This is a genomic window from Aquimarina sp. I32.4 (genome assembly GCF_002924285.1).
GTDB lineage: Bacteria > Bacteroidota > Bacteroidia > Flavobacteriales > Flavobacteriaceae > Aquimarina.
Window position 1 is genome coordinate 13,845 of sequence record NZ_PGUB01000058.1, and the last position, 16,352, is coordinate 30,196.

Annotated in this window: 10 protein-coding genes; 6 read left to right on the top strand and 4 right to left on the bottom strand. The window is 33.1% G+C overall.

The window, feature by feature from the left end:
* The first annotated feature begins 21 nt into the window (after positions 1–21).
* The 5 genes from CVD18_RS13575 (at position 22) to CVD18_RS13595 (ending at position 8,928) form a co-directional block, all read left to right on the top strand.
* Positions 22–1,629: a RagB/SusD family nutrient uptake outer membrane protein gene (locus CVD18_RS13575; protein ID WP_233194551.1), complete on the top strand. Its 1,608-nt coding sequence runs from the start codon at positions 22–24 to the stop codon at positions 1,627–1,629.
* Between the two features lie 125 nt (positions 1,630–1,754).
* Positions 1,755–3,671: a glucosamine-6-phosphate deaminase gene (gene nagB / locus CVD18_RS13580; protein WP_103865993.1), complete on the top strand. Its 1,917-nt coding sequence runs from the start codon at positions 1,755–1,757 to the stop codon at positions 3,669–3,671.
* Between the two features lie 132 nt (positions 3,672–3,803).
* The gene (locus CVD18_RS13585) at positions 3,804–4,664 is read left to right on the top strand and encodes a BadF/BadG/BcrA/BcrD ATPase family protein (protein WP_103865994.1); all 861 of its coding nucleotides are present in this window, start codon (positions 3,804–3,806) and stop codon (positions 4,662–4,664) included.
* Positions 4,664–6,958, top strand: coding sequence for a family 20 glycosylhydrolase (locus CVD18_RS13590; protein WP_103865984.1), 2,295 nt, complete (start codon positions 4,664–4,666; stop codon positions 6,956–6,958). Before CVD18_RS13585 ends, CVD18_RS13590 begins: the two co-directional genes overlap by 1 nt.
* Positions 6,959–7,008: 50 nt before the next feature.
* Positions 7,009–8,928 (top strand): Ig-like domain-containing protein, encoded by a 1,920-nt coding sequence (locus CVD18_RS13595; RefSeq protein ID WP_146052790.1) that lies wholly within the window; start codon positions 7,009–7,011, stop codon positions 8,926–8,928.
* Between the two features lie 139 nt (positions 8,929–9,067).
* Here the strand turns inward: CVD18_RS13595 and CVD18_RS13600 are convergent, their stop codons facing one another.
* From CVD18_RS13600 to CVD18_RS13615, 4 genes are all read right to left on the bottom strand, one after another.
* On the bottom strand, positions 9,068–9,352 hold the full coding sequence (locus CVD18_RS13600) for a YciI family protein (protein WP_103865986.1): 285 nt from the start codon (positions 9,350–9,352) through the stop codon (positions 9,068–9,070).
* 122 nt (positions 9,353–9,474) lie between these two features.
* Positions 9,475–9,927 carry a carboxymuconolactone decarboxylase family protein gene (locus CVD18_RS13605; protein WP_103865987.1) on the bottom strand — a complete coding sequence of 151 codons (453 nt, stop codon included), beginning with the start codon at positions 9,925–9,927 and terminating at the stop codon, positions 9,475–9,477.
* A 123-nt stretch (positions 9,928–10,050) separates the two neighbouring features.
* Positions 10,051–10,521, bottom strand: coding sequence for a hypothetical protein (locus tag CVD18_RS13610; protein WP_103865988.1), 471 nt, complete (start codon positions 10,519–10,521; stop codon positions 10,051–10,053).
* Positions 10,522–10,564: 43 nt separating this feature from the next.
* Positions 10,565–13,894 carry a VCBS repeat-containing protein gene (locus CVD18_RS13615; protein ID WP_103865989.1) on the bottom strand — a complete coding sequence of 1,110 codons (3,330 nt, stop codon included), beginning with the start codon at positions 13,892–13,894 and terminating at the stop codon, positions 10,565–10,567.
* Positions 13,895–14,148: 254 nt separating this feature from the next.
* Between CVD18_RS13615 and CVD18_RS13620 the strand changes: the two genes are divergently transcribed.
* Complete coding sequence (locus CVD18_RS13620; protein ID WP_103865990.1) at positions 14,149–16,236, top strand: thioredoxin domain-containing protein; 2,088 nt, start codon at positions 14,149–14,151, stop codon at positions 16,234–16,236.
* Positions 16,237–16,352 lie beyond the last annotated feature (116 nt).

Genomic DNA, 16,352 nt, shown 5'->3' on the forward strand with positions numbered 1-16,352 from the left:
TAAAATATTATGAAAAATATAATGAAAAAAACAATTATTACTGCTTTTGTTGCATTACTCGTCTTTTCGTGTACTGATGATTTTGAAGCATTAAATACAGATCCAAACGGTGTTACCGATCAACAAACTGAAGCAGATTTCTTTCATATTGGAGGACCGTTTCAGCCAATGTTTTTAAATATCTACAGGTATGATCCTGCTTGGCATACGCAATTACAACATAATTTGAATGCAGATACCTTTTGTGGATATATGACACCACCAAGACCTTTTGCTAGTGGTGTAAATACTACAAATTATGGTTTTATTGATTTTTGGGATAGATGGGCATGGGATATTCCTTATTCTGAGCTTGGAGTAATGACAAACGCAGAAATAGTTAAAGAACGTGCGGAAAAAGACTTCCCTTTAATGTATGCTATAGCAAAAATACTTAGAGTAGAAGCTATGCATAGAGTTACTGATGTATATGGACCTATTGTATATTCTCAATTTGGAGTATCTGGAGCCTCATTTGTATCTTATGATTCCCAAGAAGAAGTATATTATCAATTTTTCACAGAGCTTGAAGAAGCCATGGCAACATTATCAACTGATGTTACAAACAGGCAATTTGTTGAATTTGATTTGGTGTATGATGGTGAATTCTCACAATGGATAAAGTTTGCAAATACATTGCGATTGCGATTGGCACTTAGAATTTCTAAAGCAGATCCTGCTAAAGCGAAATTAGAAGGAGAAAAGTCATTAGCTCATAGTTCAGGTTTACTAGAGAGTAATAAAGATAACTTCCTTATTAAAGGAGGAGCAACCCATCCTTTAACAATTTTTAATTCTAGTTGGGATGATGTACGTATGAATGCATCTATGGAATCTATTCTAGTAGGATATGATGATCCAAGAGGGAAAGTACTTTTTGAAGATTCTAAAATAGTTCCAGGGCAATTAAAAGGAATTAGAGGAGGTCTACCTGTACTACCAGCTTATTCTACAGAGATAGAACAAAGAGATGCATATAATACCACATTCTCAAGATTAGGAGATGCCTATATTTCTGACAGAAGTCCAACTACAGATATTCAATTAATGACAGCAGCAGAGGCTTACTTTCTTAAAGCAGAAGCAGCTCTAAGAGGATGGACTGGTGCTGGTGATGTACAAACTAATTACGAGAAAGGGATTACCACTTCTTTTGCTCAACATGAAGTTAGCGGAGAATTATCGGACTATATCATAGACAATACCTCTACTGCTATTGATTATGTAGACCCATTAAATGCGACTAGTAACATTGCTGCTGTAAGTAATATTACTATCGCTTGGGATGGTGGAGCAACAAATGAAGAACAATTAGAACGAATTATTACTCAAAAATGGATTGCAATGTTTCCTGATGGTCAGGAAGCGTGGAGTGAATTTAGAAGAACCGGGTATCCTAAATTATTCCCTCCCGCTGTAAATAATAGTGGAGGAACAGTAGATAGTAATATCCAAGTAAGACGATTACCATTTCCATCTAGTGAGCGAAGTGCAAACCCACAAGGGGTAGAACAAGCAAGAACACTATTAAGTGGTCCTGATAATGGAGGAACACGTTTATGGTGGGATATCGCAGGTGGAAACTTTTAAGAATTTGAGTTAGCCATAAATAATTAGAAAAGAGATGGATGCATAGTAACTATAAACTCCATCTCTTTTTTACCAAAAGCCTTGAAATAATAAAAACAACAAAAACAGATCAAACTCTTGAGAAAATGATTCAGGAAATTGAATATAAACAGGTAGGACAATTTGAAAAATCGAAGTTTGAAAAAATTCATAACGAAATATTTCCAGATTCATCGGTTGCTTCAAAATTAGTTGCACACGAAATTGCAACCTTAATTAAACAAAAACAACAAGAAGGTAAACCTTGCGTGCTTGGTTTGGCCACAGGTTCTTCGCCTATAAAGGTATATGAAGAATTAGTAAGCCTACACCGTTCTGGAGAGTTAAGCTTTTCTAATGTAGTAACTTTCAATCTAGATGAATATCATCCTATGGATGCTTCTCATCAACAGAGTTACTATCATTTTATGCATCAACATTTATTTGATCATGTTGATATCAACCCCGAGAATATAAATATTCCCGATGGTACTGTTCCTCTTCAAGAAATGGATCAATACTGTATTGATTACGAGATGAAAATCAAAAAGTATGGTGGTTTAGATTTTCAACTTTTAGGAATTGGTAGAACAGGTCATATTGGTTTTAATGAGCCTGGTTCTCACCCAAATTCTGGTACCAGAATTATCACTTTGGATCATGTTACCAGAACAGATGCGGCTTCTGACTTTAATGGTCTAGAGCATGTTCCTAAAAAAGCTGTAACAATGGGAATTAGTACTATTTTAAAATCTAAAAGAGTACTATTATTAGCATGGGGACACAAAAAAGCTACTGTTGTTAAACAAACCGTAGAAGGAGAGATCACATCAAATATTCCCGCATCTTTCTTACAACAACATAAAAATACAACCATAATTCTAGATGATGAAGCGGCCTCAGAATTGACTCGTATCAAAACACCATGGGTCGTTGATCAATGTATCTGGAATGAACAATTAAAATTCAAGGCAGTTACCTGGTTAAGTCAAGAGCTTAACAAACCAGTATTGAAACTTACTGATAAAGATTATAATGACAATGGGATGTCTGGTCTTCTTGCTGTTGAAGGATCTTCTTATGATCTAAACATTAAAATATTTAATAATTTACAACACTCTATTACAGGGTGGCCAGGAGGAAAACCTGATGCAGATGATACCAATAGACCAGAGAGAGCATTACCTGCAAAAAAGAGAGTCTTAATCTTTAGTCCACACCCTGACGATGATGTAATATCGATGGGAGGAACTTTTTTAAGATTAATTGATCAAGGTCATGATGTACATGTTGTTTACCAAACATCTGGTAATATAGCTGTTACCGATGATGAAGCCTTAAAATTTGCTGAAGTAGCTCAGAATTTCCACTCTGACAAAGATGATGATACTTATACAAAGGTTATCGAATTCCTTAGATCAAAAAATCAAGGAGATATTGATATTCTAGAAGTTAGAAAAATCAAAGGATTGATACGAAGAATGGAATCTGTTGGGGCAACTCGATATTTTGGATTAGATGATGAAAAAGTTTATTTCCTTGATCTTCCATTTTATGAAACTGGAAAAATCATGAAAAAACCTCTTGGAGAAGAGGATATAAAAATCACAGAAGATATTATCAAAAAGATAAAACCCCACCAAATATATGCAGCTGGGGATCTTGCTGACCCTCATGGAACTCATAAGGTATGTCTGGATGCGATTTTTAATGCAGTCAAAAACTTAAAAACTATAGACTTTATGAATGATTGCTGGGTATGGCTTTATAGAGGTGCTTGGCAAGAATGGGATGTTTCTGAAATTGAAATGGCCGTACCGTTAAGTCCACATGAAGTGAGCAAAAAGACAAATGCTATTTTATATCACCAGTCTCAAAAAGATAGAGTAATGTTTCAAGGTGAAGATTCTCGAGAATTCTGGTTAAGAGCACGTGAAAGAAATAGAAATACGGCAGAGCTATATGATAAGCTAGGTCTTGCAGATTATGAAGCCATTGAAGCTTTTAAAAGATATATCTTTTAAAAATTAATATGCTTTTTGTTAGATAAATTTTTGCATGAGAATCCCTTTCTTCAACACTCGAAGAAAGGGATTCTTAAAAAAAAGTCTCCTTTTTACCTTCCTTCAATACAATTAAAAAACAAATTATTTAAAATGATATTATTTGCAGATAGTGGTTCTACAAAATGTGACTGGGTTCTTGCCAAAGAAAATGGCGAAATCATTCATAAAACCCAAACTCATGGTATAAATCCTTTTTTACTTTCTGATGATACTATCATAGATATCATAAAAAATGCTGATGTAATACCACAAAAGAGCAAATTGATTAGTGAGATTCATTTTTATGGCGCAGGTTGTGGTCAAATTGATTGTCAAAAAAAAATAGATCATGTATTACGATCTATATTCGAGAATGTAAAATCAATAACAATTGAGGAAGACATCATAGGCGCAGTAAAAGCTACAACAACCAAACCTGGTATTGTATGTATACTGGGTACAGGAACCAACTGCTGTTTTTTTGATGGAAAAAAAGTTATTCAAAAATTTCCTGCATTAGGATACCTTCTTGCTGATGAAGGTAGTGGCAACTACCTTGGAAAAAAAATAATCAAAGATTATTTCTTGGGTAAAATGCCATCTGATGTAGCATTACTCTTTAAAAACGATTATGCGTCAGAAATAGACCAGCTTTTGGATAAATTATATACTAAAAATCACCCCAATAAGTATTTAGCTTCTTATGCTCAATTTATTTTTAGAAATAGAGGTAACGCTTATATAGAAAGTGTATTACACCAAGGTATTTCTGATTTTATCGACACCTACCTCTTTCATTACAAAAAAGAATTATCTCAATACCCCATACATTTTGTAGGCTCTGTAGCCTATTATTCACAAGATATTATAAAAACATTACTAGACAATCAAGGATACCGAGTAAAGAGTTTTGTAAAAAAACCAATAGATCAAGTAGTTAGTCATATTACCACACAAAAAATTAGTCAATAATGAATTTAAGAATCGTACCATTTCTATTTTTAATGATCATGGCTTGCAAAAGCCCTGACACCTCCTCTCCTATCAATAAATCTTTGAGTGTCACTCCCAAGCCACTAATAACAAATACCAAACAAGGGTATTTTGAACTTACTAAAGAGACTGTCTTTATATGCAATGACTCATCTTCAAAAGTGGTTGCTAATTTCTTTATTGAAAAAATTAAAACGGTTACTGATCTCTCTTTTTCTATAAGTATAGACACCACCGCTAAAAATAGTATCAAATTAACAAAAGAAGGTACATCAAATTTTGGTGATGAAGAATACCATTTATCTATAGAAGAACAGGGAATACAAATAAAAGCTAAGACCGATAAAGGTTTATTTTATGGTTTGCAAACTTTCTTACAGCTTCTTCCGTTATATGAAAACGATAAAATGGTTCTTCCTATAAAAATACAAGCTGTAGAAATTAATGACAAGCCTCGTTTTGTATGGAGAGGTATGCATCTTGATGTTTCGAGACATTTTTTCTCAATTGATTTTATCAAAAAACAACTTGACATATTAGCACTGTTTAAGATCAATAAGTTCCACTGGCATTTGACTGATGATCAAGGTTGGAGAATCGAAATAAAAAAATACCCCAAACTTACAGAGATAGGATCAAAAAGAAAAAATAATGATGGTTCGTATCATGAAGGTTTTTATACGCAAGAAGAAGTCAAAGAGGTGGTACAATATGCAAAAGAACGATTTATAGATGTTGTTCCTGAATTTGATACCCCAGGCCATGCTATTGCAATTTTGGCTGCATATCCAGAACTCTCTTGTCATAAAGACAGCTATGAAGTACGGAATTTATGGGGTGTAGAATCCAGCATCCTTTGTGCTGGAAAAGAAGAAACATATAGTTTTATAGAGGATGTAATCAAAGAACTTTCTGCATTATTCCCTTATGAATATTATCATATGGGAGGAGATGAAGTTCCTAAGGATCAATGGAAAGATTCGCCTTTATGCCAAGATCTAAAAAAACGTAAAGGTCTTAAAGATGAGAATGAACTTCAAAGTTATTTTATGTCTCGCGTAGAAAAAATATTATCTAAATATCAGAAAAAAATGATTGGATGGGATGAGATTTTAGAAGGAGGTATTACTCCTACAACAAATATTATGTCCTGGCAAGGTGAAGAAGGTGGTATTAAAGCTGCCAACAAAGGACACGATGTTATTATGACCCCTGCAAAATTTTGTTATTTTAATTTCTATCAAGGAGATTTCAAAGTAGAGCCACTAGCTTTTGGAGGGTACATTCCTTTAGAAAAAGTATATACCTATGACCCTATACCTAAAGAAATTGAAGAAGATAAGAAAAAGCATATTCTAGGGGCACAAGGAAATGTCTGGACAGAGTATACTTATAAAGATGAAACTATAGAATATCTATTATATCCACGTATCATCGCACTAGCAGAAACTACTTGGACTCAGAAAGAAAACAAAAAATATGATGACTTCTTAAATAGACTACATGAGGCATATAACATATTAGACTACAATAACATAGAGTATCATATACCGTTACCAGAAGGCCCAACATCTAATAAAATTGCATTTATAGATAGTGTAAATGTATCATTTACAACAACGCATCCTGTAAAAATGGTGTATACAACAGATGGAACTAATCCTGATGCTAACAGTAAAGTGTATGCAGACACATTAAATTTCACTAAAAACACAGATCTTAGAATAATCTCTATCCTAAAAAATGGGAAAATGAGTGCTATAAGAAATATATCAGTAGTAAAAGAGAAACCTCTAGCTCCTGTAACTCTTTCAAAAGAGTCAAAGGGATTATTAATGAAGGAAGTAAAAGGGTATTTTACAAATGTTACAGAAATAAAAGATACAGCCAAAATACGTACATCGGCAATCACTAAAATCAAAGATGCTAATACTACATATCATTGGGGACACGAAGTAAACAAAGATAATTTCAGAGCTGTTTTTCTAGATGGTTATATTGATATCCCTGAAGACGGAGTATACTACTTTGCTAGTGCACAAGATCAGGTATGGATTGCAGGGCAATTAGTCCTTAATTATAATACTCCTCTAAAAAAACATCCTATAGAAAGCTCTATTGCATTACAAAAAGGAAAACATAAACTAAAGATTGTATATCTAAATAATATTGCCAAAGGCTGGGCAACAGATTGGAATACTGTCGAACTAAAATATAGAAAAGCTTCTGAAGAAGATTACCGGGAAGTTGATGAAAATATGATTTTTCATTAAAAGGAGGTACTCTCTTCAGCAATATTCACAAACTCTTAAATTAAAACAGTATGAACTTATTTAAAAAGTTGACAGTCGTCTTACTTGTACAGTTCTTTTTATTTTCATGTACAAACGAAAACCTAATAGAAGACGAGGTTTTGGAAACTCAAAACTCTGAATTGGATCCAGTAAATAAAACAACTCTTACCAAACCAATTATATTGGGATATTTCCCTTCATGGTCAGAGAGTGCAATTCAACCTGGGCAAGGATCAACACTTAGGGATATTCCTACCCATGTTACTCATGTTTTTTTAGCATTTGCAAGACCTAACCTGAGGTACCAAAAAGGATCTTTGGATATAACAGGTACAGGAATAGAAACTCCTTATGACGGTGCTACCTTAAAAGAATCTGTTGCTGCATTAAAATCAAAAGGAACTAAGGTTATTTTGTCTATTGGTGGAGAAACATATTGGGGCTCTAATGCTGCTTATGACATCAATTATCAACAAATCAAAGATCTCGTAGATGACATGGGGTTTGAAGGGATTGATTGGGATTTTGAACCTAATGGTAGTTTTGCTACAATTGGTAATCCTATTAATGTACAGCGATTTATTGAATTCTTTACAAAATCGAGAGCAATTATGCCTAAAGGGCAATATCTAATAGCTTGTGCTCCTGCTGGAGTTGGAGCTTTAGGTGGTCAAAGTAATGATGACCCTGCTTCTCCTTATGCATACAGTAAAAGAAATGCTGTTACAGGTGAATCTGATGCTAATTTGTATAATGCGACTACTCCTAATCAAGCAATTAGCTTATATGGCTTTGCTACTACAGGGCATATGATCCCTGTAATGGAAGCTGTTGGTGACAAAATAGATCTTATTGCTTATCAAGGATATAATACAGGAGCTGCTAGTAACAGAAAAATTATGTATGATGCATACAAATATTATGCAGATAGATATGGTTTTTCTATTGCTGCAGGAACACATTATCCTAACGAACCATGGGGACCATATTATGAATATACATATCAGAATATGGCTGGACTATCTGCTCATATTGCTTCTAATAATAATGCAAATCATGGTATTATGATATGGCAACTATTATTAGGTAACACCTCATCATCTGCTTATGGGTATTTATATATCTCTAGTCAAGTATTAAATGGTGTATCGCAATCTCAAGCTATTGCTAATGCGGAAAATTACCCGCTTTCTCCTTATCCTGGAGATGGTAATCTAGCTCCTTCGGTATCTATAACGTCTCCTACAAATAATCAGAGTGTAACTCAGGGGCAAACGATCAATATTACAGCAAATGCTTCTGATGCTGATGGTGTTATAAATAAAGTTGAATTCTTTCAGGGAAACACAAAACTAGGAGAAGATACAACTAGTCCTTATAGCTACTCTTGGGCAAATGCTCCTGTAGGTAGTTATAACCTAACCGCGGTTGCTACAGATAATGCCAATACTACAGCAACATCTGCTGTTGTATCGGTAACAGTAACTACTGGTGGTCCTACCCCACCTATAGTATCTATTACTTCTCCTATAAATAATCAAAGTATTACTCAGGGACAAACTATCAGTATTAAGGCAAGTGCATCTGATTTTGATGGTTCTGTAAGCAAGGTTGAGTTTTTTCAAGGAAATACAAAATTAGGAGAAGATACCACTAGTCCTTATAGTTATTCTTGGACTAATGCTCCTGTGGGGAGTTATAATCTAACTGTAGTTGCTACCGATAATGAAAATGCTACGACTACTTCTACTGGAGTATCAATTACTGTTATTACCACTGGTGGTGGTTCTTGTGATGGTGTAGCTAATTGGGCTCCATATCCATCTATCTATAATCAAGGAGATCGTGCAGTATATCAAGGTACTTTATACGAAGCACAAACAGGTCCTTTATGGGTTACTCCTGGTAGTGGTGAACACTGGTGGAAAACCATAGGAACTTGTAATTAACACAAGATATCGTTTTGAAAGCTTCCCCTATAGCCTTTTTTCAAAACAAAAAATAGTATTAAAAATTAGTTTTTGATTGTTAAATCCTCCGACACGATTAAATTGTGAAGGAGGATTTTTTCATACTATCTCTTTAGTGCTACAACAAAAATTCCATTTCTTTAGAGGTCATTGCTGGAATAAACTCTATTAATTCGTAATCTGCAAGATCATGAATCTTAAATGGGTCTTTCTCTAATATATCTAACAATGCTTCTTTCTTGTCTACAGTAGACAAGATAATGCCTCCATTTCTCGGTTCTTTTCTTCCAGAAGCCAAAAAGTGTCCTAAATGATACTGTTCTTTTAAAAAAATAATATGATCGTTTAGGTAACTATCAATTTTTGTTAATGGCACTTTATAGGTTATATTAATAATATACATACTACTTCTTCAAGTTTTTATAATTTCACTAATCTGTATAAAATAATACATTCATTTTTCATTTACAAAAAACAGCATATATATTCCAAATGTAGTATTAGTTTAAGAAAAAGTAACCTTTCTTAATCCTGAGATTTATCTGGAACTAATAAAGTAGCTCTCCCCATTCTATTCCATGCATTTATACAAGTAATCGCCATAAGTACATCTACTACTTTTGTTTCACCCAATACTTGTATTGCTTTTTTATATGTTATATCTGATAGCCCTGCATCTGCAATTAGCGTAACTTCTTCTGTCATTTTAAGAATAAGTTGCTCTTCTGTTGTGAAAAAAGGAGCATCTTCCCACGCTGATAATGCATGAATTCTATATTGTTTTTCTCCTAGCTCTATTGCTTCTTTGATATGATATTGTATGCAAAATGCGCAACCATTAATTTGCGAACCTCGAATATAGATTAATAATAATTCTGTGGTTGTAAGAGATTTTTCTCTTAACATTTTATCTAATTCTAGTAATGGTTTGTAATATTCTGGGGTTACTTGATAAATATTAATCCTTTTTGTACTCATAATAATGTGCTTTTATATATTAATACCACAAAATTATTCAGATAATATTCTATATTTATTAATCAAGATTAAGAAATACACTCCTTCAATCATACCATTCCTAATAAAAAATGGTTATATATATTATTTCTTTACTCTGATCAGAGTTTCTATATTGATATGGTTTACTTTTAACTCTTTGACCTCCTCTATACCTCTAGTTATTAGCGTATCACCAGAGATTTCAAATTCAAAATTGAATTGATTATTCTCCCATTCTCTTATATTAAAGTAATCAAGATATTCGGTATATTCATTTTCTTTATAAGTATACCTACCTCCCCCAGCTACATAGATAGTATTGGTAGAATCTTTACCATGATTTAAATCATGTCTTAAAAAAGAAAAGTGAGATTCATTAAATATTTTGATCATTTCCTGATTTTTGGTGTAATCGGTAGTTACGGTATCTTTATCTTTTATAGTAGTCCCCGAAACTAATTTCCATGTACCTAGTAATGGTGATGATTTTTCTAAAGGAATTTCTTTATCTTCTCCTATTGAAGTACAGGACATAAAAGCAGTTATCCCCATCATCAAGTATATTTTTTTCATTCTATTTACTATTTTTTTTCTAAATAATCTCGCGAAATTCTTCTCAAATCTGTATGGGCAATAATTTCAACCCTTTATTTTTACATTGTATGAGAATATATTTCTTGCCTTTAATCTCAATAGGACTTGCTACTTTTATTTGTAACCCTTGTAACCCTGTGGGTAGTTTTACTGAAAAACTTATGCCTTCTTTTGATGATTCATTTATCGATTTTTGTTGATTCTTAAACAGGAAGTACCCTTTATTGGCATCATATCGTATCGTTTCTACTTCAGCTTCATATAATGAACCGAGCCCCATAATATCATCAATCTGGTCCCCATCAAAATCATCTATAATAAAATCTGTTGTTGGACCAAACTGTGCTTGTACTGGTAACGAAGTCATTGCAAAGTCTCCTTTTCCATTATTAACAAGCAATACGGTACTAAAATTTGTTACGGTATAATGAGTTGCTTCTTGTAGGTCTGCATCTCCGTAGATATCAGACAAAGATGCATCGGCAAACGCCCCATACGTTTTGAATTTGTTTTTTAGCATAGGTAACTGCTCAGAAGAACATTCTTTTCCTCTTACTGGTAGTAACAATCCTGTTTTAGACTCTTTACTTAAAATTATATCTAAACTTCCGTTATTATCAAAATCTTTAGCATATATATGTAATGGTTTATCTTTTTTAGGGTGATACTTGGTGTTTTCTCCTATGTTTCCTATCAAATAATCTATGTCGCCATCGTTATCAATATCAGTAGGCTCTATCGTAAAGTACCACCCATAAGAGTTATCCAATATGGTGTTACTTTTTTTAGAAAACATACCTTTATCATTATCAAAAATGGTTATGGGCATCCACTCTCCTACTACCAACAAATCCTTATCTCCATCCCCATCATAGTCAGAAAAAATAGTTTCACTTACCATACGTAAATTTTCAAAACCTTTTGTTATGTCTTGGGTTACGTTGACAAAAGTTCCTTTATCATTTCTTAACATATATGAAGATGATGCTATCGGATACTTACCTGGTACTCCTCCTCCTCCTACAAAAAGATCTAGATCTCCATCTTTATCAAAGTCATATGTTGCAATAGTGGATGACACTGATTTCATCTCTGGAAGCGCCTCTCCTTTTCTAAAATTTCCTTTTCCGTCATTGATATAGATTCTATCTTGAAGCCATTTGCTGTTTTGTGCATCTTCATAACTTCCACTAGCAACATACAAGTCCAGATCATTGTCATTATCTATATCAAAAAATAGTGCTTTATTATCTTCAAACTCTATATCACTCTGAAAAACAGCACTACTAGATTCTCTAAATTTTCCATCTTCTTTCTGTATATATAAAGAAGCAGAAGCTCCTTTGGCGTTTCCTACAAAGAAATCGTCCTTACCATCATTATTTACATCTGCAACAGCAAGGGCTTTTCCTTTTTCACTTTGCTTTTGTGGTAATAACAATTGGAGTTCATAATCATTAAAATTACGTTCTTTATTTTTATAAGTTATTCCAAATTGAGTAGCGTCCAGAATTACTTCTTTAGTTTTTTTGCTTTTTGAAATAGCTTTTATTATTGTTGATTTTTTCTGGTCTATGGTAAGCATCTGATTGGCTTGTACATTTTTGAAAGCACTATAAGTACCTTCTGGCCATTTTATCAATATACTATCAATCGTAGTTATATCTCCTACTCCAAAATGTAATCGTTGAGTAACAGAGGATTGAAATCCTCTTACAGGATAATATTCCTTTGATTGTTGTTGTTCTTTTGTATAGACATTAATTTTTGCTCCTATACTATTTGGATTTTTATTACTCCCCGAAAGGGTTATAGAAATATAGTTCTTCTTTTGGTTGTTTTTATAAACACTTGCTATTTGCATTTGGTTATTCAGGACTAGATCAAGATCTCCATCATTATCAAGATCTGCATAGGCCACTCCGTTTGAGTTTACTTTTTTATCTAATCCCCATTTTTGATCCGCTTCTACAAAAGTTAAATCTCCATTATTAATAAACATTTTATTACTTATCTTGGTAGAAGGCATCATTCCTATAGCTTCTTCTAGCGTAACTTTTTTTCTATTCAGAATGTTCGTTTTCATTCTATTTCTAAAATCCTGATTAGATAAATCATGGTGTATCCCATTGGTAACAAAAAGGTCATTAAACCCATCGTTATTAAAATCTGCTAATACAGGTGCCCAGCTCCAATCTGTTTTTGCTATTCCTGATAGTTGCCCAATCTCACTAAATACTCCATTACCTAGATTGACTTGTAGCATATTAGACATATATTGATGATGATAGCCTGACCTCACTAATTCATTAAAATTTTCGGTACTCATCGTTGCCATGTTTTCTTTGCTTCTTTTATGATCTGCCGATACCATATCCAACACTACCAAATCAGGTTTCAGGTCATTATTTATATCTGCAAAATCAGATCCCATACTATTGGCGGCTATATGGTCAAATGTATTGAGTATTGTATTGGTAAATGTACCATTGTGGTTATTTATATATAGAAAGTCTGATTCTAGAAAATCATTTGCTACATAAATATCTGGCCAATTATCATCATTAAAATCTCCTATAGAGGCACTCAAACCCCATGCTTTATTCAATAACCCCGATTTTTGAGTTATGTCTTTAAATTTTCCGTTGGTGTTCTCAAATAGCTGATCTGTACTTTCTGGGCGATACTCTTGTTGAATTCTAGGATCTATCGTTACATTATTATTAAAATCTGGTCTATGGTTCAATAAATAGATATCTATATCACCGTCTTTATCAAAATCAAAGTAGTATGCCTGAGTAGAAAAAGCACTAGAAGCTACTCCATATTGATCAGCTTGTTCTTTAAAGGTGCCATCTTTCTGATTGATATATAATTTATTCTTTCTTTTTATAGGTTCTTTTAATGCTCCTGCTTTACACACATAGATATCCAACCAACCATCTGCATTAATATCTACCATAGAAACTCCTGTAGACCAACCTTCATGATCTGTAACTCCTGCTGCTTCTGTAATGTCCTCAAATATAAAATCTCCTTTATTCAAATACAGTTTATTACTACCTTGATTTGAACTAAAATATATATCTTCAAAACCATCATTATTAATATCTCCTACAGATACGCCTCCTCCATTATAGATATATGAATAATTAAGGAAATTAAAATACAGTGTTTCTTCGATTTTATTTTTGAAACCAATAGTACTTTGTGTTTCAGGAATTATTTCAAATATAGGGTTCTCTACTACTTCTTTATCTTCTTTTTTGGTGACTGTTTTTTTTGAATTCTGTTTTTTTGAACAAGCAGAAAACACTAGAACAAATACTAGTAAGTATGATATTTTATGCATGGTTTTTTTAGATAATTTACGACTCCCCTCTGGAAATACTGAAAATAGGAAACATTTTATTTGATTATAAACTTATCTCCCAAACAACTTATTTTTATAGACAAACAACATCTGCCTATAAACAAATGTAAGCAAAGTAAAATTACGTATTATCTCAATATGATAATTCTCTACTTACATAAAGAGAGATATTTTATAGAATATTGTATTTTGGTCGTAGACATTAGATTTTTTATAAATAAACACTTACAGATTTGCGAATTATAAAACTTGCTTTTTCCTTATTCTTACTAGTATGTACATTAGGATGTAAGAACAATCAACCTCAACATGACGCATATAAATTCACAAACGAACTAATTGATGAGACCAGTCCTTATCTACTACAACATGCTCATAACCCTGTTGATTGGAGAGCTTGGAGTGACGAGGCTCTCAAAGAAGCTGAACAAAGTAATAAATTAGTGCTTGTAAGTATTGGATATTCTTCTTGCCATTGGTGTCATGTAATGGAAAAAGAAACATTTACTGATGAAGGTGTTGCCAAATCGATGAATGCTAATTTTATCAACATCAAGGTTGATAGAGAAGAGCGACCAGATTTGGATCAGTTATATATGACCGCGGTACAACTAATGCAGGGTAATGGTGGATGGCCTCTTAATGTTATCATTCTTCCTAATGGTAAACCTGTATACGGAGGAACGTATCATACCAAAGAACAATGGACAGAGGTACTAGCCAAACTTAATGAGTTATATAAAAAAGATCCAGAAAAACTTAATAAATACGCTAATTCGATCGCTGCAGGAATTCGAGCAACCAACCTTATTGAACCTCAAGAAAAAATAACGAAATTCTCTAAAGACACATTGAGTCTTAGTGTCAAAAAATGGCAAAAAAAATGGGATACTATCTCAGGAGGGAATATCGAAAATCAAAAGTTTATCAGACCACAAAGTCTTGATTTCTTGATTGATTATGCTCAATTAACTAATGACCAAGAAACCAAAAAGCATGTTATAAATACGCTAGACAACATAATTTCTGGAGGAATCTATGATCATATTGGGGGAGGTTTTTTTAGATACAGTACTGATCCACATTGGAAAGTTCCTCATTTTGAAAAAATGCTCTATACCAATGCGCAATTAATAAGTTTATATGCCAAGGCTTATACTATTTATAAAAACCCATTATACAAAAGAGTAGTGATGCAAACCATTACTTTTTTGGAACGTGAAATGAAAAGCCAAGCTGGAGGGTATTATGCTGCTATCGATGCCGATAGTCAGGGTACAGAAGGTGGATACTACCAATGGAACAAAAAGGATTTGCAACACATTTTAAAAAATGAATATTCAAATTTCACAAAATATTATACGCTTGATACTCCCGAAGATACTGCAACAAATACAGCAGTAATCATTACTCAAGCTTATAATGATAGTCTTTTTGCTATTCAGAATGATATTTCTATAAGACAGCTTACTTCTTTAAAAAATAGCTGGCAAAAAACTCTTCTTACAAACAGACAAGAAAGAACATCTCCTGCTATTGATGATAAAATTATCACATCATGGAACGCCTTATTGATAAAGGGTTTTATTGATGCTTACAAAGCTTTTGAAAATCAGGAATATTTGGACAAAGCTATTGCATTGTCTAGTTTTATTGAAGAGAATAATACCTCAGATAGTTTTCTTGTACACAGTTATAAAAAAGGAGATAAGAAACAAGAAGGTTTTTTAGAAGATTATGCATTTCTTACTGATGCATGTATCGATCTATATAGCGCTACTTTGGATACCAAATATCTCGATCTAGCAAATGAATTGCATAAAACTGTTACAGCACATTTTACAGATAAGGTTACCCCCATGTATACTTATACAAGAGAAAGCAAATTGATCTCTCCTCTTATCAAAGTTGATGATGGTGTTATACCATCACCTAATGCTGTTATGGCTCACAATCTAAAAAAACTAGGGATTTTAAATTACAATACTGATTTCACAAAAAAATCTGATCAGATGTTATCTGCTATGAATGCATATGTAAATGATAATGCCAAAGATTTTTCAAAGTGGAGTGCTTTGCAACTCAATACAATTTATCCTTTTTATGAGATTGTGATTGTAGGGCCAAAAGCTGATTCTATTGCCAAAGTTTTTAGTTCACTCTATCTTCCTAATACTATTGTGGTGGGTAGTACTGTAGAAAGTACATTGCCTATTTTTAAAAATAAATATGTAGAAAATGAAACGTTTATTTATGTCTGTCAAGAAGGTGCATGTAAACTTCCTGTGCAAAGTATAGATATGGCGTTAAAGCAGTTGTGAAAACAACTCTGGTTTTACCTGTGAATATAAAATCTTTAATATGCTTATCCGTTTTCTTCCCCAAGATAATTCCATCTATTAGATACAGCTGCGACCATCAGTCTATCGAAAATATT